We start from the raw sequence: 19,675 nt of genomic DNA on the forward strand, positions 1-19,675 counted from the left end.
GAAGGAAAAGGGTGCGGAAAAGGGGCCGTTGGGCCCTATCGCATTCGCTGATTCACGGAAGTTCTCCCTCGGGGACCAGGATCCCTGGCGAGGGATCCGCGCTTGCCGCAGACCTCGCTGCCTGCGGCCTGGTCATCACCCGGGGCACCCCGCCACGGAAGGAGGGTTGCCGGACAGCGGGCCGGGGCCTGTGTCGCTGTCACTCGTGACCTGCGCAGCATCATGCCACAAGAGCATTTACGCGCAAGGGCTCAGTCCATATGACGGACTGAGCCCTGCGTCACACGCTGCGTCACCGGGCGCTCAAACGTTGCTGGCCGCCACCCAGCGCTCCAGCGCCCGCTTGGCGGCGCCGGAGTCGAGCGAGGCGGCGGCCTTGTCGATACCGGCCCGGATCTGCTCCGCCAGGGGTGCGTCGGACGGCTCCAGGGCGACCAGGGCCGCCGCGGAGTTCAGCAGCACCGCGTCGCGCACCGGGCCGGTCTCGCCCTCCAGCAGACGGCGGGCGACATCGGCGTTGTACGAGGCGTCCGCGCCGCGCAGCGCCTCCACCGGGACGAGGGAGATGCCGACGTCGCGCGGGTCGAAGGCCTCCTCGCGCACCGTGCCGTCCCGCACGATCCACACCCGTGAGGTCGCGGTGGTGGTCAGCTCGTCGAGGCCGTCGTCGCCGCGGAAGACCAGTGCCGAGGAGCCGCGTTCGGCGAGCACCCCGGCCAGGATCGGCGCCATCCGGGCGTCCGCGACGCCGGTCGCCTGGGCACGGACCTTGGCGGGGTTGGTCAGCGGGCCCAGCACATTGAACGTCGTACGGATGCCGAGCTGGCCGCGGGCGTTGGCGACGTGCCGCAGCGCGGGGTGGAACTTCACGGCGAAGCAGAAGGTGATGCCCGCTTCCTGGGCGACCTCGGTGACCCGCTGCGGGGTGAGGTCGAGGTTGACGCCGAGCTTCTCCAGGACGTCGGAGGCGCCGCTGGCGGAGGACGCGGCGCGGTTTCCGTGCTTGACGACCTTGGCGCCGGTGCCGGCGACGACGATCGAGGACATCGTGGAGATGTTGACGGTCTTGGCGCCGTCGCCGCCGGTGCCGACGATGTCGACGCTGGGCCCGGGGACCTCGATCAGCCGGGCGTGCTCGTACATGGTGCGGACGAGTCCGGAGATCTCCGCGACGGTCTCGCCCTTGGCCCGCAGCGCCACCGCGAACCCGGCGATCTGGGCGTCGCTGGCCTCGCCCCGCATGATCTTGTCCATCGCCCAGGCGGTGTCGTCGGCGGTGAGGTCACGGCCGTCGAGCAGGGCGTTCAGGATGCCCGGCCAGGTGTGGGCCGCCACGCTGCCGCCGCCTGCCGGGGTCACAACGTTCATGGTCCACGCTCCTGGTGTGTGTCCTGCTTATGCCGTCACCCTATCGAGACGGCAGACATGCCGGAGGGCCCCGTCCGGTCGCCGGACGGGGCCCTCTGGGTGGCGTACTCCCTACGGTGCGCTACGAGGCGCGCAGGGGATCAGTGGTGGCCGTGGCCGCTGCTGATCTCCTTGTACTCCTCGACCGTGGGCTTGGGGATGACGCTGTCCTCGCCGTAGTACGACTTCGAGAGCTTGGCGCGCAGCTTCTGCGAACGCTTCAGCTTGCGCTCCACGCCGTTCTCGTCGACCTCCGGGCCCAGCTCGAGCGGCTTGGGCTGCTCGTGCTGGGTGAGGACGTGCAGCTGCTCCTGGCTGAGCGGCTCGTGGACCTCGATGAACTCACCGTGCGGCAGGCGCTTGATGATGCCGGACTCGCGGCCGTGCAGCACCTTGTCCTTGTCGCGGCGCTGGAGACCCAGGCAGATCCGCTTGGTGGCGATGAAGGCCAGCACCGGCAGGACGAAGAATCCGATCCGGACGAACCAGGTCAGCGAGTTGAGCGACAGGTGGAAGTGGGTCGCCCAGAGGTCGTTGCCACCACCGATCAGCATCACGAAGTACGCGACCAGCCAGGCCACACCGAAGGCAGTGCGGGTGGGGACGTTGCGCGGGCGGTCCAGGATGTGGTGCTCGCGCTTGTCGCCGCGGACCCAGGACTCGACGAACGGGTAGACCGCGATGGCGACCAGGACCAGCGGGAAGATGATGATCGGGATCAGCACACCGAAGTTGAGGGTGTGGCCCCAGAAGTTCCACTCCCAGCCCGGCATGACGCGGACCAGACCCTCGGCGAAGCCCATGTACCAGTCCGGCTGCGCACCAGTGGAGACCTGGTCCGGCCGGTACGGCCCTATGGCCCACACGGGGTTGATGCTGGCGACCGCGGCGATCACCGAGATCACACCGAAGACCAGGAAGAAGAAGCCTCCGGCCTTGGCCATGTAGACCGGCAGCAGCGGCATGCCGACGACGTTGTTGTTGGTCTTGCCGGCACCCGGGAACTGCGTGTGCTTGTGGTAGAAGACCAGGATCAGGTGCGCCACCAGCAGGCCGAGCATGATGCCCGGCAGCAGCAGCACGTGGACCGTGAAGAACCTCGGGATGATGTCGTGCCCGGGGAACTCGCCGCCGAAGATGAACATCTGCAGGTACGAACCGACCAGCGGCATCGCCAGGATGACGCCCTCGATGAACCGCACGCCGGTGCCGGAGAGCAGGTCGTCGGGGAGCGAGTAGCCGGTGAAGCCGGTGAACATGCCCAGCACGAACAGCAGGAAGCCGAACAGCCAGTTGACCTCGCGCGGCTTGCGGAAGGCGCCGGTGAAGAACACCCGCATCATGTGGACCATCATCGCGGCCAGGAAGACCAGCGCGGCCCAGTGGTGGATCTGGCGGATGAGCAGACCACCGCGGACGTCGAAGCTGATGTCCAGCGTCGACTCGAAGGCCTGGGTCATCCGGATTCCCTGCATGGGCACATAGGAACCGTGGTAGGTCACCTCGGCCATGCTCGGGTGGAAGAACAGCGTCAGGTAGACACCGGTCAGGATGATGATGATGAAGCTGTAGAGCGCGACCTCACCCAGCATGAAGGACCAGTGGTCCGGGAAGATCTTGCGCATGTTGGACTTGGCGAGGCTGTAGATGCCCAGCCGGCCGTCCGCCCAGTCGGCGATCCGCTCGCCCCGTGGCGCCTGGCCACGGCGCGTGGTGGTCGCGCTTGTCTCGTTACTCATCCGCGCTCCCAGAAGCTCGGGCCGACGGGCTCCTCGAAACCGCTTGCGGCCTCCAGGAAGCCGTCCTTCACCGTGATGTGCAGCTGCGGAAGGGCGTGTCCGGCCGGGCCGAAGATCACCCGACCGCCGTCGGAGAGGTCGAAGGTCGACTGGTGGCAGGGGCAGAGCACGTGGTGCGTCTGCTGCTCGTACAGGCTGATCGGGCAACCCACGTGGGTGCAGATCTTCGAGTACGCCACGATGCCCTCGTGGGACCAGGCGAGTTCCTTCTTGTCCTTGATGTTCTGCGGCTGAATCCGCACGAGCATCAGGGCGTCCTTGGCGATGTTCTGGTTGAAGTCCTCCTGGTCCTCCTCCAGGCCCTCGGGCTTGGCGAAGGTCAGGGAGCCGACCGCGATGTCCTCGGGACGCAGCGGAAGGTTGGTGGACTGGTTGACGAGCCGGACGCCCCTCTTCCAGTTCGTGGTGCGCAGCTTGGTCCCGGGCAGCGGCCCGAGGTCACGCAGCAGGACGACGCCGGAGAGAGGCACCAGGGCCAGCGCACCGAACATCGTGTTGCGGATCAGCTTGCGGCGGCCGAACTGCGACTCCTTCGCACCCTGTGCGAAGTCCGCCAGGACCTTGGCCTTGACCTCGGGGGCGGCCTCGATCGGGTGGCGCTCGTCGGCGACCTCCTCGTCCGACATCAGCGTGCGGGCCCAGTGGACCGCGCCGGCGCCGATGCAGAAGAGTGCGGCACCCAGCGTCAGGCCGAGCGCGAAGTTGAGGGCGCTGATGTGGCCGATCGGCCAGATGTAGACGATCTTGTCGATCGGGATCGCCACGTAGGCGGCGATGAACGCGACCGTCGCGATCATGGACACCAGGAAGAGCAGGGCGACGGTGCGCTCGGAGCGCTGGGCGGCCCGCTCGTCGATGTCCTGCGCGCGGTGTTCGTGCGCCGGCAGGCCCGGGTCGGCGAACGGGTTGTCCGCCGTGGTCACCGCGCCTTCGTGAGCCGTCTCCCGCTCACTGGGAAGGGTTTCTTCTGGCACGTCTTCGTGTCGTCCAGTCTCGCTCATGACTTCTTGGCCTTCGTAGTCCGGGCTGCGACCCAGATGGCGACCGCGACCAGCGCGCCCAGGCCGAAGATGTAGCCGAAGAGGCCCTCACTGACCGGACCGAGACCGCCGAGGTCGAGGCCGCCGGGGCTCTCGGATTCATCGCCGTTGACGGCGCCGAGGTACGCGATGATGTCCTTCTTGTTCTGCTTGCTCAGCGAGCCGTCCCCGAAGGAGGGCATGTTCTGCGGGCCGGTCTCCATGGCCTCGTAGATGTGCTTCGGGTCCACGCCCTCCAGCGTCGGTGCGTACTTCCCGTTGGTGAGGGCGCCGCCCTTACCGGTGAAGTTGTGGCACTGCGCGCAGTTGGTGCGGAACAGCTCGCCGCCCTTGCCGATGTCGGCACCGTCGGAGCTGTACTGCGACTTCTCCGGGACGGTGGGACCGGCACCCAACGAGGCCACGTAGGCCGCCAGCTGCTCACGCTGGGCGTCGTTGTAGATGGCCTTCTTCCGCGGCACCTGGGCGCCGGGCTGCTGGGCGGGCATACGGCCGGTGCCGACCTGGAAGTCGACGGCTGCGGCGCCGACGCCCACCAGGCTCGGGCCGTCGGAGGTGCCCTGACCGCCGGTGCCGTGGCAGCTTGCACAGCCCACGGCGTAGAGCTTCTTGCCCTCCTTGATGGCAAGGGACTGGGCGGTGTCATCGGCCTGAGCCTTGTCCGCCGGCGCGAACGCGGCGTACAGCCCCCCGGTGACCGCCAGCGCGAAGAGTAGGACGACGAGCGCCGCCAGCGGATGGCGCCGTCGTGCGGAGAGCTTTTTCACGGATTACCCCGGTGTCAGGATCTTCTGCGTCGATGCTGTGGATATGTCTGTCTGATGCCGAGCCGGCAGGGCTACTTGATCAGGTAGATCGTGGCGAAGAGGCCGATCCAGACGACATCGACGAAGTGCCAGTAGTAGGACACGACGATGGCCGCGGTGGCCTGCGTGTGGGTGAACCTCTTGGCCGCGTACGTCCTGCCCAGGACCAGCAGGAAGGCGATCAGACCGCCCGTCACATGCAGTCCGTGGAAACCGGTGGTCAGGTAGAACACCGAGCCGTACGGGCCGGACGAGAGCGACAGGCCCTCGTGCTTGACCAGCTCCGTGTACTCGAAGACCTGACCGCCGATGAAGATCGCACCCATGACGAAGGTGACCACGAACCACGCGCGGAGCTTCTTGACATCGCCGCGCTCGGCCGCGAAAACGCCGAGCTGGCAGGTCAGCGAGCTGAGCACCAGGATCGTGGTGTTGGTCGCGGAGAACGGAAGATTCAACGCATCGGCGGATTCCTTCCAATACTCGGCGCCGGTCACCGATCGAAGGGTGAAGTACATCGCGAAGAGGGCCGCGAAGAACATCAGCTCGGAACTCAGCCAGATGATGGTTCCGACGCTGGTGAGGTTCGGCCGATTGACCGACGGGTGCGCGTGCCCGGTTTCTACTGTCGTTGCTGTCGCCACGACCGACATTATGTCGGTCGCTTATCCCGCCCTCACTCCGGGGGGTGCCGTTCGGTGTGTCAAGCACGTACGCGCTGCTCGTACGGCCCATTTCCGTCGTCGCCCGAAGGAGGGAAGTACCCCCGCGGCGGCCCGTACGCCCGCCTCTCCGGGGCCCGTCCTGACGGGGCGTCGGGCAGATCTTGGATCCGTCGAACCCCTCCTGCGGGCACCCGCCGCGGGAGTAGCATCCGGCGCAGGAGTGCCACCCGAAGCTGTGCCGCTACGAAGACGTGGAGGAACGATGCAGGCGACTGCCACGGTGCTGGTCTACAGCGACAACGCCCACACCCGCGAGCAGGTCCGGCTGGCGGCCGGACGGCGCCCTGCCGCCGACGCCCCGGAGATCGAGATCCTGGAGTGCGCGACCGCGCCGGCGGTGCTGGAGGCCCTGGAGCAGGGCGGCATCGACGTCTGCGTGCTGGACGGCGAGACCGCGCCCGCGGGCGGGATGGGCGTGTGCCGGCAGATCAAGGACGAGATCTTCCAGTGCCCGCCGGTGCTGCTGCTGATCGGCCGCCCGCAGGACGCCTGGCTGGCCACCTGGAGCCGGGCGGACGCCGCGGTGCCCCATCCGATCGATCCGGTGGCCTTCGCCGACGCCCTGGCCGGCCTGCTGCGCCGCAAGCCCCTCGTACAGGCCTGAGCGGGGGCCTGGGCGGCCGCTGAGCGGGCTCAGATCTTCGGGCGCAGCCGGGCGTCGCTGCTGGGGTCCTGCTGGCGCTCCGCCGCTCCTGTGGTGCTGCCGGCCTTGGTCTTCAGGGCGCTGCCGGCGCGCCACTCCTTCCAGGGCATGTTCCAGTCGCCGAAGCCGTTGCCGAACGGCGGCATGTCCTCGCCGCCGCTGTTGACGACCTTGACGATGTCGCCGACCCGGACGGTGTTGAAGAACCACTGGGCGTTGCCGGTGGACATGCCCGTACAGCCGTGGCTGACGTTCGCCGCGCCCTGCGAGCCGACGGACCAGGGTGCGGCGTGTACGTACTCACCGCTCCAGGTCACCCGGGTGGCCCAGTAGACCGGCAGGTCGTAGGACTCGGAGCTGCCCGCGGCGATGCCGACGGTCGAGCTGCGCATCCGTACGAAGCTCTCCTTGCCGAGTACGACCTTGACGCCGTTGCGGGTGGAGAAGCCGGGCTTGCCGGTGGTGACGGGGATGGTGTTGATCGTCTCGCCGTTGCGCCGCACCGTCATCTGGTGCGCCGCCGCGTCGGTAAGGGCCTCCATCCGGTCGCCGGTGGTGAGCCGGACCGGCTTGGACTGGCCGCCGTAGAGCCCCTTGGCGATCTTCAGGCCGGCCAGGTTGCTGTGCACCGAGATGGTGGCGTGGGCGGGCCAGTACTCCTTGGGGCGGAAGTGCAGCTTCTTGGCGTCCACCCAGTGCCAGGAGCCCTCGACGCGCGGCATGGAGTCGACCTTCAGGGCGCTCTCGACGACGGCCCGCGCCTTGGGGTCCTTGATGGGCTTGCTCAGCTCGGCGGTGACCGGCTGGCCGACGCCGTACTCGCCGCTCTCCGGGCCGAAGGTGGCGGTCAACTGGCCTTCGGCCTCTGTGGTGTTGACCACAAGGGTCTTACGGCCGGGAGCGCCGTCCCCGTCCTCGGTGCTGACCCGCACCGTGTAGCGGGTGCCGGCGGCGAGCGGGACCGTGGTCCGCCAGTGCCTGCCGTCGGCGCTGAGCTCGCCGCGGACGAAGCGTCCTGTGGAGTCGGTGGCGGTCACGTCCGTGATCCGCGCCTCGTCCTCCGCGACGGAGACCTCAAGCGGCTTGTCGGGGTCCGCTTTCTTCTTGCCGTCCGGAGTGTTGGCGGTGATCTGGTCGCCTGCGTCGTAGGGATTGGCGGAGAGCTGTTCCGACGCCGAGCCCCCGCACGCGGCGGTGCTCACCGCGAGGGGCACGAGCAGGAGGCCGCAGCTCAGCACCGTCCGGGTTCGAGGTCTGTAACTCATGCCCCAAAAGTACGAAGCATCACCTGTCCCAGCGCGCTGGAGGACTGCAAACGGGTCTGCCCCGGTACCTCCAAACGGGGCGGGCCCGGACACCTGTTGAGGTGTCCGGGCCCGCCGTACGGCGTGTCAGCCGTGCATTTCCGCGCTCACTGGGTGCGGTTCTCGCCGTGGTAGTACTCGAAGACCCAGCCGAAGAGGCCGACGAGGATCACCGGCAGGGAGAAGTACAGCAGCCACCAGCCGAAGACGACGCCCATGAAGGCGAGGGCGCCACCGACGGCCAGGGACAGCGGCTGCCAGCTGTGCGGGCTGAAGAAGCCCAGCTCACCGGCGTCGTCCGAGACCTCGGCGTTCTCGTTGTCCTGGGCACCCGCGTCGACCCGCCGGGCCGTGAAGGCCAGGTAGTAGCCGACCATGATGCACAGGCCGAAGGCGAGGAAGAGCGCGGTGGTGCCCGCCGGCTCCTTCGACCAGACGCCATAGACGACCGCCATGGCGAGGACGAAGACGGAGAGCCAGATGAACATCTTGCCCTGGATTCTCACTTGCCCGCCTCCTTGCCGCCGGCGAGGGACTTGTCATCCGCCGCGCCGTGACCGTTGTGCAGCGCGTCGAGGGCCGCGATCTCCGGGTGGTGCAGGTCGAACGCCGGGGATTCGGAGCGAATACGCGGCAGCGTGAGGAAGTTGTGCCGCGGCGGCGGGCAGGACGTCGCCCACTCCAGCGAGCGGCCGTAGCCCCACGGGTCGTCGACCTCGATCTTCTCGCCGTACTTCGCCGTCTTCCAGATGTTGTAGAGGAACGGCAGGATCGACAGGCCCAGCAGGAACGAGCTGATCGTCGAGATGGTGTTCAGCGTCGTGAAGCCGTCGGCGGCGAGGTAGTCCGCGTAACGCCGCGGCATGCCCTCGGCGCCGAGCCAGTGCTGGACGAGGAAGGTGCCGTGGAAGCCCACGAACAGCGTCCAGAAGGTGATCTTGCCGAGCCGCTCGTCCAGCATCTTTCCGGTGAACTTCGGCCACCAGAAGTGGAAGCCGGCGAACATCGCGAAGACGACCGTGCCGAAGACCACGTAGTGGAAGTGGGCCACGACGAAGTACGAGTCGGAGATGTGGAAGTCCATCGGCGGCGAGGCCAGGATGACACCGGTCAGACCACCGAAGGTGAAGGTGATCAGGAAGCCGATCGACCACAGCATCGGTGTCTCGAAGGACAGCGAGCCCTTCCACATCGTGCCGATCCAGTTGAAGAACTTCACACCGGTCGGCACCGCGATCAGGAACGTCATGAAGGAGAAGAACGGCAACAGCACGCCGCCCGTCACATACATGTGGTGCGCCCACACCGTGACCGAAAGGCCGGCAATCGAAATCGTCGCCGCGATCAGACCGATGTAACCGAACATCGGCTTCCGGGAGAAGACCGGAATGACCTCGGAAATGATGCCGAAGAACGGCAGGGCGATGATGTACACCTCGGGGTGGCCGAAGAACCAGAAGAGGTGTTGCCAGAGCAAGGCACCGCCATTGGCGGCATCAAAGACATGCGCACCGAATTTCCGGTCCGCCTCCAGCGCGAACAGCGCCGCCGCCAGCACCGGGAAGGCCAGCAGGACCAGCACACCGGTCAGCAGCACGTTCCAGGTGAAGATCGGCATCCGGAACATCGTCATGCCAGGGGCGCGCATGCAGATGATCGTCGTGATGAAGTTGACCGAACCGAGGATCGTGCCGAAGCCGGAGAAGGCCAGACCCATGATCCACATGTCGGCACCGACGCCCGGCGAGCGGACCGCGTCCGACAGCGGGGAGTACGCGAACCAGCCGAAGTCCGCCGCACCCTGCGGGGTGAGGAATCCACCGACCGCGATCAGCGAGCCGAAGAGGTACAGCCAGTAGGCGAACATGTTCAGCCGCGGGAACGCCACGTCGGGCGCGCCGATCTGGAGCGGCATGATCCAGTTCGCGAAGCCGGCGAACAGCGGCGTCGCGAACATCAGCAGCATGATCGTGCCGTGCATCGTGAACGCCTGGTTGAACTGCTCGTTCGTCATGATCTGCGTACCGGGGCGGGCCAGCTCGGCGCGCATGAGCAGCGCCATGACACCGCCGACGCAGAAGAACGCGAACGACGTGACCAGGTACATCGTGCCGATGGTCTTGTGGTCGGTGGTGGTCAGCCACTTCACCGCGGCGATACCCGGTTGCTTCTTGCGTACGGGCGGGGCTGCCGGAGCCGTGTCGGCGGCGGCACCCTGAGGTTCGTTGAGGATGCTCACGTGTTCTTCGTCTCCGCATTCCTGGCGTGATCCGTCTGCTTGATGCCCGACGGCAGGTATCCGGTCTGGCCCTTCTTCGCCAGGTCCTTCAGGTGCTCCCGGTACCGCTCAGGGGAGACGACCTTGACGTTGAAGAGCATCCGGGAGTGGTCGACGCCGCAGAGCTCGGCGCACTTGCCCATGAAGGTGCCCTCCTTGTTGGGGGTCACCTCGAAGACGTTGGTGTGGCCCGGGATGACGTCCTGCTTCATCAGGAACGGCACCACCCAGAAGGAGTGGATGACATCGCGAGAGGTCAGCACGAACTGGACCGTCTCGCCCTTCGGCAGCCACAGCGTCGGGCCCGGGTTGCCGTTCTGCGGGTTCCGCTCGCCCGGGGTACCCGTGTCGTAGACACCGTCGGCACCGGCCGGCGCGGTCTTCTTCCACTTGTCCGGGATGGCGGAGAGCGCGCTGGAGTTGATGTTCGTGGTCGACTTGTTGCCGTCGACGTTCTCCATGTAGTTGAACGCCCAGCTCCACTGGAAGCCCACCACGTTGATCACGTGGTCCGGCTTCTTGGAGGTCTTCAGGAGCGCACTCTCATCACGCGCGGTGAAGTAGAACAGCACCGCGATGATGATGAAGGGGACAATCGTGTACAACGCCTCGATCGGCATGTTGTACCGGGTCTGCGCGGGGACCTCCACCTTGGTCCTGCTGCGGCGGTGGAAGATCACGCTCCAAATGATCAGGCCCCACACCAGCACGCCCGTTGCGAGGGCGGCGGCCCAGGAGCCCTGCCAAAGAGAGAGGATCCGCGGCGCCTCGTCGGTGACGGGCGTTGGCATGCCGAGGCGGGGGAAGTCCTTATATGTGCAACCAGTAGCGGTCGCCAGGACCAGGCCCGCAGCAAGCACCTGCGGCAGCTTCCGCCGCATCGGGCGCCGCGACGAGCGGTCGGAGCCGTTGGGACTCACGTAGCGCCTTCCCGAGAGTCTCGCCCGCGCGGTCGGCTGCGGCCTTACACGCTGGTCGGTCGCCGCCCTGCGTCGGGCAGGGGTTTGGATGTTTATGCGGACCAAACCCTACTGGACGCTATTTGGGGTCGCGCGGGGAGGGTGCCCAACGCGCCGCGACGCACCCCTAAGGGGTGGCCGGGCCCTCCGCGGGCCGCCCGCCCGGCGCCCGAATACCCGCTGCCACCAGGCATCTGACGGCCTGAACGACACCGCGCCGGCACGGGGGCTAACGTCTCTTACGTGCCCTACTTCGACGCCGCGTCCGCCGCCCCCCTTCACCCGGTCGCCCGTGAGGCGCTGCTCGCCTCGCTCGATGAAGGCTGGGCCGATCCGGCCCGCCTCTACCGCGAGGGGCGGCGCGCCCGGCTGCTGCTGGACGCCGCCCGCGAGGCGGCGGCGGAGGCCGTGGGCTGTCGCCCGGACGAGCTGATTTTCACCCCATCGGGGACGCAGGCGGTGCACACCGGAGTCGCCGGGGCGCTGGCCGCCCGCCGGCGCACCGGCCGCCGGCTGCTGTACTCCGCGGTGGAGCACTCCTCGGTGCTGCACGCCGCCGAGGTCCATGCGGCGGCCGGCGGCACCCGGGCGGAGCTGGCCGTGGACCGCGGCGGCCGGGTGGCGGCCGGGGACGTCGCCGCCGCGCTCACCCCGGACACCGCGCTGGTCGCGCTCCAGTCCGCCAACCACGAGGTGGGTACCGAACAGCCGGTCGAAGAGGTGGCCGCGCTGTGCCAGGAGGCCGGGGTGCCGCTGCTGGTGGACGCCGCGCAGTCGCTGCCGTGGGGGCCGGTGTCCGGTGCCTGGTCACTGCTGACCGGCAGCGCCCACAAGTGGGGCGGTCCGCCCGGCGTGGGGCTGCTCGCGGTCCGTAAGGGGACCCGGTTCGCGGTCCAGGGGCCGAAGGACGAGCGGGAGTCGGGCCGCAGCCCCGGGTTCGAGAACCTGCCGGCGATCGTGGCGGCCGCGGCGTCCCTGCGCGCGCTGCGGACCGGCCCGGAGACCGGCGCCGAGGCGGCGCGGCTGCGGGCCCTGGTGGACCGGATCAGGGCGCGGGTGCCGGAGCTGGTCCCGGATGTGGAGGTGGTCGGCGATCCGGTGCACCGGCTCCCCCATCTCGTCACCTTCTCCTGTCTCTATGTCGACGGGGAGGCCCTGCTGCACGAGCTGGACCGCGCCGGTTTCTCCGTCTCGTCCGGCTCGTCCTGTACGTCCAGCACGCTGACGCCGAGCCATGTGCTGCGCGCGATGGGCGTGCTGTCCGAGGGGAACGTCCGGATCTCGCTGCCGTACGGGACGGACGGGGCAAAGGTGGAGCGGTTCCTGGAGGTGCTGCCGGGCGTGGTGCGCTCGGTACGGGAGCGGCTGGGGGTGCCCGAGGTGACGGAGGAGGCTGCTGAGAACGCGGAGGCCGGGGCCCGGTCGCCGGAGCCGGAGCAGCCGGAGCAGGAGCAGCCGAAAGAGGCGGCGCCCGAGGCGCCCGAGGGCCTGGTCGTCGACTCGCTCGGCAAGCGCTGCCCGATCCCGGTCATCGAGCTGGCGAAGGTGATCGGGGAGGTGCCGGTCGGCGGGACGGTGACGGTGCTCTCCGACGACGAGGCCGCCCGGCAGGACATCCCCGCCTGGTGCGCGATGCGCGAGCAGGAGTACGTCGGTGAGCGGGCGGCCGAACGCGGCGCCGCGTATGTGGTGCGGCGCCGCGTCTGAGGTGTGGAGCGGCCGGTTCAGGCCAGGTGCTGCTGGACCTCGGCGGCGGCCTCGTGGCCGTAGGCCTTGGTGAAGCGGTCCATGAAGTGGCTGCGGTGCAGCTCGTACTCCTGGGTGCCGACGGTCTCGATGACCAGCGTCGCCAGCATGCAGCCGATCTGCGCGGCGCGCTCCAGGCTGACGCCCCAGGCCAGTCCGGCCAGGAAGCCGGCCCGGAAGGCGTCGCCGACGCCGGTCGGGTCGGCCTTGACCTTCTCCTCCGGGACGCCGACCTCGATGGTGGGCTCGCCGACCCGCTCGATGCGGACGCCGTCGGATCCGAGGGTGGTGACCCGGGTGCCGACCTTGGCCAGGATCTCCTCGGCGGTCCAGCCGGTCTTGGACTCGATCAGGCCCTTCTCGTACTCGTTGGAGAAGAGGTAGGTGGCGCCCTCCATGAGGGTGCGGATGTTCTCGCCGTCCATACGGGCGATCTGCTGGGAGAAGTCGGCGGCGAAGGGGATACCGCGGGTGCGGCACTCCTCGGTGTGCCGGATCATCGCCTCCGGGTCGTCCGCGCCGATCAGCACCAGGTCCAGGCCGCCGACCCGCTCGGCCACGTGCTGGAGCTCGATCAGCCGGGCCTCGCTCATCGCGCCGGTGTAGAAGGAGCCGATCTGGTTGTGGTCGGCGTCGGTGGTGCAGACGAAGCGGGCGGTGTGCAGCACCTCGGAGATGCGCACGGAGCGGGTGTCCACGCCGTGGCGGTCGAGCCAGGCGCGGTACTCCTCGAAGTCGTTGCCCGCGGCACCGACGAGGATCGGCTGGATACCGAGCTGGCCCATGCCGAAGCAGATGTTGGGGGCGACCCCGCCGCGGCGGACGTCGAGCTGGTCGACCAGGAAGGAGAGCGAGACCGTATGCAGCTGGTCGGCCACGAGCTGGTCGGCGAAGCGGCCGGGGAAGGTCATCAGGTGGTCGGTGGCGATGGAGCCGGTGACTGCGATACGCACGACGGGTCTGCTCCTGCGGATGGCGGAGGGACGGGCGGACGTAGAGCAACGCTACCCCGCGGGGGCCACAGCCACCCGGTCATCCCGCACACCCGGAACTACTGAAACTACTAAATAGTAGGGCTTTCTCCTCGGAATACCGCTGCGTACGGTGCCCCTATGACCAAACCTGTGAAAGCCGTCACACCGCGTGCCGCGGCATCGCACACGGCCACCGAACCGGAATCGCTCGACGAGCTGCGCGGCGACTGCGCACGGATGGCGGGGCGCTGGCGGTCCGGCCGCCGGCCGTCCCCTGCGCCGGGGCGCGCCACCGATCTGCACGGGGTGAAGGTCCCCGACACCTCCGCCGCGCTGCTGGACGGAATGTCCGAGTACGGCGACTGAGCCATCCGGGTGCCGCGGGGCGGACGGCCGTCCCGCGGCGCCCGTACTCCCGTGGGCACCCGTACGGGGCTCACAGGGAACCGCGCGCGCACCCGTTCCGTCCCATCGACGTCCATTCCACGGAGGATGGCACGTCAGATGCTCAGCGGAGCTGAAGGAGCGATGCGGTGAACACCGAGGACACCCCTGAGACCCCGGACCACCCCAAGACGGGCAGGCGGCGCAGCCCGGTGCTGGTCGCCTCGATGGCCGCCGCGGTGCTGCTGGCCGGGGGCGGCGCGGCGTACTGGGCCTCGTCCGCGTCCAGCAGCGAGGGCTCCGGCACGGCATCCGCGGGCAAGAGCGACCCGCCGCCGCTCGCCCTCGACGGCTATACGGGCGGCTCGATAGCGGCCGGTGAGCCCAATCCGCAGGGTGCCAAGTACAAGGCGGTGAAGGACCTGCCCGACGGGCCCTCGTCGGCACCGGTGTACCGGCCCAAGGGCGAGATCGGCCGGGAGGCGGTGGAACGGCTGGCGAAGGCGCTGGATGTGGCGGGAAAGGTCCGCTCCGAGGGCACCACCTGGAAGGTCGGCGGGCCGACCCGGGACGGCCGTGGCCCGGTCCTCCAGGTCACCAAGACCGGTTCGGGCTCCTGGACGTACTCGCAGTACGGCACGCCCGGTGGCACCAACTGTGCGCTGCCCGCCTCCCCCAAGGGCGGTACCGGCCAGGACCAGCCGGACGTCGGCGACGCCTCGGCCCGGCCCGGCTGTCCCTCGTACCGCGGCGGCGGGGACATCACGACCGAGGACGACAGCAGCGGCAAGGGCGCGGTGTCGCCGGAGAAGGCCAAGCAGGCGGTGCGGCCGGTGCTCAAGGCGCTGGGCCAGCAGAACGCCAAGCTGGATGCGAGCGGGCTGTCGGGCGCGGTGCGGATCGTCACCGCGGATCCGGTGCTCGGCGGGCTGCCGACGTACGGCTGGCAGAGCGACCTCCAGGTCGGCTCGGACGGCCAAGTGGTCGGCGGCAGCGGTCAGTTGGCGAATCCGGTCAAGGGCGCGGTGTACCCGGTGCTGAGCGCGGACAAGACGCTGGACCGGCTGAACGCGGGCGAGGGCCGTAAGCCGGCCGACTGCCCGTCGACGCCCGCCAAGGGCGACAAGAAGGGCCAGATCGCGCCCTGTGAGCCGTCCCCGAACAAGGCGCAGAAGCCGGCCGAGGTGACCGGTGCGGTCTTCGGGCTGGCGGTGCAGTACGTGGACGGCGGGCAGGCGCTGGTGCCGTCCTGGCTGTACGCGGTGCGCCAGCCGGGCGCCGGCACCGGCCCGGACAGCACCACGACGACCGTCGCGCACCCCGCGGTGGACCCGAAGTACCTGGCGCACAAGGACCAGACCCCGCAGCACCCGTCGGGGAAGCCCGGGGCGATGGCGCTGGAGTCGTACGACGTGGGTGACGGTGGCCGGAAGCTGACCGTGCACTTCTGGGGCGGGGTGTGCAGCGTCTACTCGGTGAGCGCCGAGGAGTCGGACACGGCGGTGAAGACCAAGGTCACCGGCCGGGACAAGAAGCCGGGCCAGATCTGCGTGAAGATCGCCAAGGAGTTCACCAAGACCGTGACGCTGGAGAAGCCGCTGGACGGCCGGAAGGTGATCGATGTGTCGACCGGTGAGGCCGTGCCGAAGCGGTAACCGGGCCTCTCCCCCGGTCCGTACGTACCTACGACGAAGGCCGCCCCCCGCTCGGGGTGCCGCCTTCGTCGTAGGTACCTGTTCCTACCGCCCGGGATCCTTAGCTGAAGGAGTCACCGCAGGCGCAGGAGCCGGTGGCGTTCGGGTTGTCGATCGTGAAGCCCTGCTTCTCGATGGTGTCGACGAAGTCGATGGAGGCGCCGCCCAGGTACGGGGCGCTCATCCGGTCGGTGACGACCTTGACGCCGTCGAAGTCCTTGACGACATCGCCGTCGAGCGAACGCTCGTCGAAGAAGAGCTGGTAGCGCAGGCCGGAGCAGCCACCGGGCTGAACGGCCACCCGCAGCGCGAGGTCGTCCCGGCCCTCCTGCTCCAGCAGGCTCTTGACCTTCGACGCGGCCGCGTCGGACAGGATGATGCCGTCGCTGACGGTGGTCTTCTCGTCCTGCACGCTCATCTACATCTCTCCCGGGTTGTACGGACCGCTTGTCATCGGATGCAACAAGCTGCAACCGGCTACGCCCCGGATTAATTCCGGCTCGGCGCTTCTTCTTCTCATGCTCGCACACCGGCAACCGGTACCGGGTGGCCGACGGCACATGGCGGGGGGCGGATGCGTCACATCGACACGAGGGCCATCGTCAAACTGACACGAACCAGCTATGATAGATAGCGTCAAATAGACGAAAAGGCTTTCCAGCAAGAGCTGTCCGCAGAGAAGAGAGGGTGCGTGTTGTGACCACCGCCCAGCCCCTGGACGTCCAGCCGACCCCGCTGGCGCTGCTCCTCCTCGGCCGTGAGGCCGACCCGAAGAGCGAGCGCGGCGTGGAGTGCCCCGGTGATCTGCCGGCCCCGTCGGACCCCGATCTCGTCGAGCGCGCCCGCGCGGCCAAGGCGAAGCTCGGCGACAAGGTCTTCGTCCTCGGGCACCACTACCAGCGTGACGAGGTCATCGAGTTCGCCGATGTCACCGGCGACTCCTTCAAGCTCGCGCGGGACGCCGCGGCCCGGCCGGACGCCGAGTACATCGTCTTCTGCGGTGTGCACTTCATGGCCGAATCGGCCGACATCCTCACCGGCGACGCGCAGCAGGTCATCCTCCCCGACCTGGCCGCCGGCTGTTCGATGGCCGACATGGCGACCTCGGAACAGGTCGCCGAGTGCTGGGACGTACTCACCGAGGCCGGCATAGCCGAACAGGTCGTGCCGGTCTCATACATGAACTCGTCCGCCGACATCAAGGCCTTCACCGGCAAGCACGGCGGCACGATCTGCACCTCCTCCAACGCCAAGCGCGCGCTGGACTGGGCCTTCGAGCAGGGCGACAAGGTCCTCTTCCTGCCCGACCAGCACCTGGGCCGCAACACCGCCGTCCGCGACATGGGCATGTCCCTGGACGACTGCGTGGTCTACAACCCGCACAAGCCGAACGGCGGGCTCACCGTCGAGCAGCTGCGGGACGCCAAGATGATCCTCTGGCGCGGCCACTGCTCCGTGCACGGCCGCTTCTCGCTCGACTCGGTCAACGACGTCCGGGCCCGCATCCCCGAGGTGAACGTCCTGGTCCACCCCGAGTGCAAGCACGAGGTCGTGGCGGCCGCGGACCACGTCGGCTCGACGGAGTACATCATCAAGGCCCTGGAGGCCGCCCCGCGCGGCTCGAAGTGGGCCATCGGTACGGAGCTGAACCTCGTCCGCCGCCTGGCGAACCGCTTCGCCGCGGAGGACAAGGAGATCGTCTTCCTCGACAAGACGGTCTGCTTCTGCTCGACGATGAACCGCATCGACCTCCCCCACCTGGTGTGGGCGCTGGAGTCGCTGGCGGCCGGCAAGGTCGTCAACCGCATCGAGGTCGACAAGGAGACCGAGAAGTTCGCGAAGCTCGCGCTGGAGCGGATGCTGGCCCTGCCGTAGGGCCTGTCGTAGCCCCTGCCGTCAGGACGGCGCCTCCAGGGTCCAGCGGACCTTGTCGTCGTCCTTGACCGCGGTGCCGCAGGGCCCGGTCGTGATCTTCTTGTCGTTCACATACGCGTTCCAGGTCTTGGTGCCCTCCGCGGTATCGCCGTGGATGCTGGTGACGACGTAGTCCTGCTTGGCCACGTCCCAGTGCATCTCCACGCCGCCCAGGCGAAATTGCGCATCGGCATCGGCCAGTGCGGTGAGCGGGGTGGGCGCCCCGTCGGCGGCGGCACAGTAGACGCCGCCGACGAGGGTGTGCGCGGTGGTACGGACGGTGCCGACGGTGGCGGTGAAGGCGCCGCCGGTGACGGACACCCGGACGTCGGCGACGGGGTCCGCGGGCACCGCGCCCGTCGCCGGAACGGTTGCCCAGGCAAGCCCGGCGGCGGGCAGCAGAGCGGCCTTGGCGGCCAGCACGGAGAACACGTTGCTACCTGCCTTTCGTCGACTCATCACCCACAGCTACGATCGCATCACTCCTCGCGCTCCGCGAGCCGGTCGCCCCGGCTGACCGCGATCCGCAGGACGTCCCGTAACGCCTCGCGCAGGCAGGCGACCACGCAGCACAGCTCCCGGGGGTCCGCCCCGGACACCCCGACGGCCAACGCCTCGCTCTCCTCCAGCGCCCCCTCGGCGGCGGCGATCACCTCGCCCTCCACATCGTCGGCGAGGAGCGACAGCCGGCTCTCCGGATCGTCCGTGCTCAGGTAGCACGGGGCGCCGTCCGGCCTGGCCCACGGCAGCAATCGCGGCGGCGAACTCTCGAACATATGACCCGCTTTCGCTAAGTTGGCCAGCTGATTACCGTGTGTATCGCAATAGTTGCCCTGTGAGACGGGGCTTCAACAGGGTTGCTGCGTCTACCTGTTGCGCGTGGGACGACCAAGAGGTGCTGCACATGAAGTTCACGCCCAAGGAACTGAACCCGTATCTGTCCGCCCGCCATTACTTCGGCTCGGAACAACGCCGCCACCGCGACCTCGCGAAGCTGTCGCTGGTGCAGCTGTCCGACATCGTCAACTTCAGCAAGAGCACGCTGGCCCGGGTGGAGGCGGCGGAGTTGATGCCGCCACCGGAGCTACCGGGGGCGCTGGACGCGGCGTTCGGCACGGAGAAGCACTTCTTTGGGCTGTATCAGCTGGCCAAGAAGGAGACGCACCCGCACTACTACCGCCGGTTCCTGGAATTGCAGGCGCACGCAGCGGCGATCGAGTCCTTCGAGACGCGATTCATTCCTGGGCTGCTACAGACCGAGGAGTACGCCCGCGCCCTGCTGCGCCAGTCTCCCAACGTCACACCGGAGTTGGTCGAGGAACGCCTACAGGCCAGGCTCGCCCGCCAGGCACAAATGGCCGCGTCATCCACACGCTATTGGGCGATTCTGGATGAGTCGATCCTCCATCGGCCCGTCGGCGGCCACCAGGTCATGCACGCACAACTGGAGGCGCTGCTACCGAAGGTCGATGCCGCGGCCACCACGATTCAGGTGGTCCCGTTCGAGCACGGTGAGTACTACCTGATGGGCACCCCCACGCTGGTCCTCGTGCGGCCCTCGGTCGGCCAGGCAGTGGCCTACGAAGAGGGGCGTGCACGGGGCCACCTCTACAAGGACCCGGAGGATGTGGACCGCCTCTGGGCCGTCTACGACAAGCTTCGGGCATACGCTCTCACTCCACGCGACTCCGCGGAGAGGATCCGCAGGGTGATGAAGGGATACGAGCCATGCGCACAAGCCTCGACCTGAGCAAGGCCACCTGGCGCAAGAGCAGTTACAGCAATGAGGAAGGGGCCGAATGCGTCGAGGTCGCCGACGACCTCCCCGGCATAGTGCCCGTACGGGACAGCAAGCACCCCGACGGCCCCGCGCTGCTCATCCCGGCCGCGGCCTGGACCGCGTTCGTCACCTCGCTCAAGGCCGGGTGACCCTCGACCTGGTGCCGGGTACGGCGGAGCCCCCGCAGCCGAAGTGACGGCTGCGGGGGCTCCCCGGTTGAGT

At 68.5% G+C, this 19,675-nt stretch carries 20 protein-coding genes and 1 riboswitch; of the genes, 7 read left to right on the forward strand and 13 right to left on the reverse strand.

The annotated features are described in order from the left end of the window. Positions 1–93 precede the first annotated feature (93 nt). A riboswitch (SAM riboswitch) is annotated at positions 94–211 on the reverse strand. A gap of 92 nt (positions 212–303) precedes the next feature. The 5 genes from trpD to ctaE all read right to left on the reverse strand — a co-directional run bounded on the left by trpD (position 304) and on the right by ctaE (position 5,705). Further along, a complete protein-coding gene (gene trpD / locus ACZ55A_RS01690; protein ID WP_468831539.1) occupies positions 304–1,368 on the reverse strand; it encodes an anthranilate phosphoribosyltransferase in 1,065 nt (354 codons plus the stop codon). Between the two features lie 140 nt (positions 1,369–1,508). Next, complete coding sequence (gene qcrB, locus ACZ55A_RS01695) at positions 1,509–3,146, reverse strand: cytochrome bc1 complex cytochrome b subunit (protein WP_468831542.1); 1,638 nt, start codon at positions 3,144–3,146, stop codon at positions 1,509–1,511. Continuing rightward, positions 3,143–4,207, reverse strand: a complete 1,065-nt coding sequence (qcrA, locus tag ACZ55A_RS01700) for a cytochrome bc1 complex Rieske iron-sulfur subunit (protein WP_468831545.1) — start codon at positions 4,205–4,207, stop codon at positions 3,143–3,145. Before qcrA ends, qcrB begins: the two co-directional genes overlap by 4 nt. Beyond that, positions 4,204–5,013 carry a cytochrome bc1 complex diheme cytochrome c subunit gene (gene qcrC, locus ACZ55A_RS01705; RefSeq protein ID WP_468831548.1) on the reverse strand — a complete coding sequence of 270 codons (810 nt, stop codon included), beginning with the start codon at positions 5,011–5,013 and terminating at the stop codon, positions 4,204–4,206. The genes qcrA and qcrC overlap by 4 nt, the downstream gene beginning before the upstream one ends. 71 nt (positions 5,014–5,084) lie before the next feature. Continuing rightward, positions 5,085–5,705, reverse strand: a complete 621-nt coding sequence (ctaE, locus tag ACZ55A_RS01710) for an aa3-type cytochrome oxidase subunit III (RefSeq protein ID WP_362614683.1) — start codon at positions 5,703–5,705, stop codon at positions 5,085–5,087. Positions 5,706–5,979: 274 nt separating this feature from the next. On the opposite strand from ctaE, the gene ACZ55A_RS01715 reads away from it, so the two are divergent. Continuing rightward, positions 5,980–6,381: a hypothetical protein gene (locus tag ACZ55A_RS01715; RefSeq protein ID WP_468831552.1), complete on the forward strand. Its 402-nt coding sequence runs from the start codon at positions 5,980–5,982 to the stop codon at positions 6,379–6,381. 29 nt (positions 6,382–6,410) lie between these two features. Here ACZ55A_RS01715 and ACZ55A_RS01720 read toward each other — a convergent pair whose 3' ends face one another. From ACZ55A_RS01720 to ctaC, 4 genes are all read right to left on the reverse strand, one after another. Next, positions 6,411–7,685 carry a L,D-transpeptidase gene (locus tag ACZ55A_RS01720; protein ID WP_468831555.1) on the reverse strand — a complete coding sequence of 425 codons (1,275 nt, stop codon included), beginning with the start codon at positions 7,683–7,685 and terminating at the stop codon, positions 6,411–6,413. A 146-nt stretch (positions 7,686–7,831) separates the two neighbouring features. Further along, entirely contained in the window at positions 7,832–8,230 is a 399-nt protein-coding gene (locus ACZ55A_RS01725; RefSeq protein WP_468831558.1) for a cytochrome c oxidase subunit 4, read from the reverse strand. Continuing rightward, positions 8,227–9,963, reverse strand: a complete 1,737-nt coding sequence (gene ctaD / locus ACZ55A_RS01730) for an aa3-type cytochrome oxidase subunit I (protein ID WP_468831561.1) — start codon at positions 9,961–9,963, stop codon at positions 8,227–8,229. The genes ACZ55A_RS01725 and ctaD overlap by 4 nt, the downstream gene beginning before the upstream one ends. Further along, positions 9,960–10,922 carry an aa3-type cytochrome oxidase subunit II gene (gene ctaC, locus ACZ55A_RS01735; RefSeq protein ID WP_468831564.1) on the reverse strand — a complete coding sequence of 321 codons (963 nt, stop codon included), beginning with the start codon at positions 10,920–10,922 and terminating at the stop codon, positions 9,960–9,962. Before ctaC ends, ctaD begins: the two co-directional genes overlap by 4 nt. Positions 10,923–11,204: 282 nt before the next feature. Between ctaC and ACZ55A_RS01740 the strand changes: the two genes are divergently transcribed. Further along, entirely contained in the window at positions 11,205–12,668 is a 1,464-nt protein-coding gene (locus ACZ55A_RS01740) for an aminotransferase class V-fold PLP-dependent enzyme (protein ID WP_468831567.1), read from the forward strand. Between the two features lie 17 nt (positions 12,669–12,685). Here the strand turns inward: ACZ55A_RS01740 and ACZ55A_RS01745 are convergent, their stop codons facing one another. Continuing rightward, positions 12,686–13,660, reverse strand: a complete 975-nt coding sequence (locus ACZ55A_RS01745) for a carbohydrate kinase family protein (RefSeq protein ID WP_468831570.1) — start codon at positions 13,658–13,660, stop codon at positions 12,686–12,688. Positions 13,661–13,819: 159 nt separating this feature from the next. Here ACZ55A_RS01745 and ACZ55A_RS01750 point away from each other — a divergent pair, with 159 nt between their 5' ends. Both ACZ55A_RS01750 and ACZ55A_RS01755 read left to right on the forward strand, forming a co-directional pair. Next, entirely contained in the window at positions 13,820–14,047 is a 228-nt protein-coding gene (locus ACZ55A_RS01750; RefSeq protein ID WP_468831573.1) for a hypothetical protein, read from the forward strand. A gap of 167 nt (positions 14,048–14,214) precedes the next feature. Beyond that, positions 14,215–15,720 carry a hypothetical protein gene (locus tag ACZ55A_RS01755; RefSeq protein ID WP_468831576.1) on the forward strand — a complete coding sequence of 502 codons (1,506 nt, stop codon included), beginning with the start codon at positions 14,215–14,217 and terminating at the stop codon, positions 15,718–15,720. A gap of 100 nt (positions 15,721–15,820) precedes the next feature. Here ACZ55A_RS01755 and erpA read toward each other — a convergent pair whose 3' ends face one another. Beyond that, on the reverse strand, positions 15,821–16,177 hold the full coding sequence (erpA, locus tag ACZ55A_RS01760) for an iron-sulfur cluster insertion protein ErpA (RefSeq protein WP_030070025.1): 357 nt from the start codon (positions 16,175–16,177) through the stop codon (positions 15,821–15,823). A 269-nt stretch (positions 16,178–16,446) separates the two neighbouring features. Between erpA and nadA the strand changes: the two genes are divergently transcribed. Continuing rightward, positions 16,447–17,634, forward strand: coding sequence for a quinolinate synthase NadA (gene nadA, locus ACZ55A_RS01765; protein ID WP_468831580.1), 1,188 nt, complete (start codon positions 16,447–16,449; stop codon positions 17,632–17,634). A gap of 21 nt (positions 17,635–17,655) precedes the next feature. On the opposite strand, the gene ACZ55A_RS01770 is transcribed toward nadA, so the two are convergent. Beyond that, the gene (locus tag ACZ55A_RS01770; protein ID WP_468831583.1) at positions 17,656–18,105 is read right to left on the reverse strand and encodes a DUF4430 domain-containing protein; all 450 of its coding nucleotides are present in this window, start codon (positions 18,103–18,105) and stop codon (positions 17,656–17,658) included. A 47-nt stretch (positions 18,106–18,152) separates the two neighbouring features. Next, positions 18,153–18,449, reverse strand: coding sequence for a hypothetical protein (locus ACZ55A_RS01775; RefSeq protein ID WP_468831586.1), 297 nt, complete (start codon positions 18,447–18,449; stop codon positions 18,153–18,155). A gap of 128 nt (positions 18,450–18,577) precedes the next feature. Between ACZ55A_RS01775 and ACZ55A_RS01780 the strand changes: the two genes are divergently transcribed. Both ACZ55A_RS01780 and ACZ55A_RS01785 read left to right on the forward strand, forming a co-directional pair. Beyond that, on the forward strand, positions 18,578–19,423 hold the full coding sequence (locus ACZ55A_RS01780; RefSeq protein WP_468831588.1) for a helix-turn-helix domain-containing protein: 846 nt from the start codon (positions 18,578–18,580) through the stop codon (positions 19,421–19,423). After that, the gene (locus ACZ55A_RS01785; RefSeq protein ID WP_468831591.1) at positions 19,402–19,602 is read left to right on the forward strand and encodes a DUF397 domain-containing protein; all 201 of its coding nucleotides are present in this window, start codon (positions 19,402–19,404) and stop codon (positions 19,600–19,602) included. The genes ACZ55A_RS01780 and ACZ55A_RS01785 overlap by 22 nt, the downstream gene beginning before the upstream one ends. The last annotated feature ends 73 nt before the right edge of the window (positions 19,603–19,675 follow it).

It is taken from the genome of Streptomyces sp. NPDC034111, assembly GCF_055575375.1.

Excerpts from the sequence above, each read along its gene's own strand:
- qcrB (WP_468831542.1), bottom strand. The coding sequence starts at position 3,146 with ATGAGTAACGAGACAAGCGCGACCACCACGCGCCGTGGCCAGGCGCCA.
- ctaE (WP_362614683.1), bottom strand. The coding sequence starts at position 5,705 with ATGTCGGTCGTGGCGACAGCAACGACAGTAGAAACCGGGCACGCGCAC.
- qcrA (WP_468831545.1), bottom strand. The coding sequence starts at position 4,207 with ATGAGCGAGACTGGACGACACGAAGACGTGCCAGAAGAAACCCTTCCC.
- ACZ55A_RS01780 (WP_468831588.1), top strand. The coding sequence starts at position 18,578 with ATGAAGTTCACGCCCAAGGAACTGAACCCGTATCTGTCCGCCCGCCAT.
- erpA (WP_030070025.1), bottom strand. The coding sequence starts at position 16,177 with ATGAGCGTGCAGGACGAGAAGACCACCGTCAGCGACGGCATCATCCTG.
- trpD (WP_468831539.1), bottom strand. The coding sequence starts at position 1,368 with ATGAACGTTGTGACCCCGGCAGGCGGCGGCAGCGTGGCGGCCCACACC.
- ACZ55A_RS01750 (WP_468831573.1), top strand. The coding sequence starts at position 13,820 with ATGACCAAACCTGTGAAAGCCGTCACACCGCGTGCCGCGGCATCGCAC.
- ACZ55A_RS01785 (WP_468831591.1), top strand. The coding sequence starts at position 19,402 with ATGCGCACAAGCCTCGACCTGAGCAAGGCCACCTGGCGCAAGAGCAGT.
- ACZ55A_RS01715 (WP_468831552.1), top strand. The coding sequence starts at position 5,980 with ATGCAGGCGACTGCCACGGTGCTGGTCTACAGCGACAACGCCCACACC.
- ACZ55A_RS01775 (WP_468831586.1), bottom strand. The coding sequence starts at position 18,449 with ATGTTCGAGAGTTCGCCGCCGCGATTGCTGCCGTGGGCCAGGCCGGAC.
- ACZ55A_RS01720 (WP_468831555.1), bottom strand. The coding sequence starts at position 7,685 with ATGAGTTACAGACCTCGAACCCGGACGGTGCTGAGCTGCGGCCTCCTG.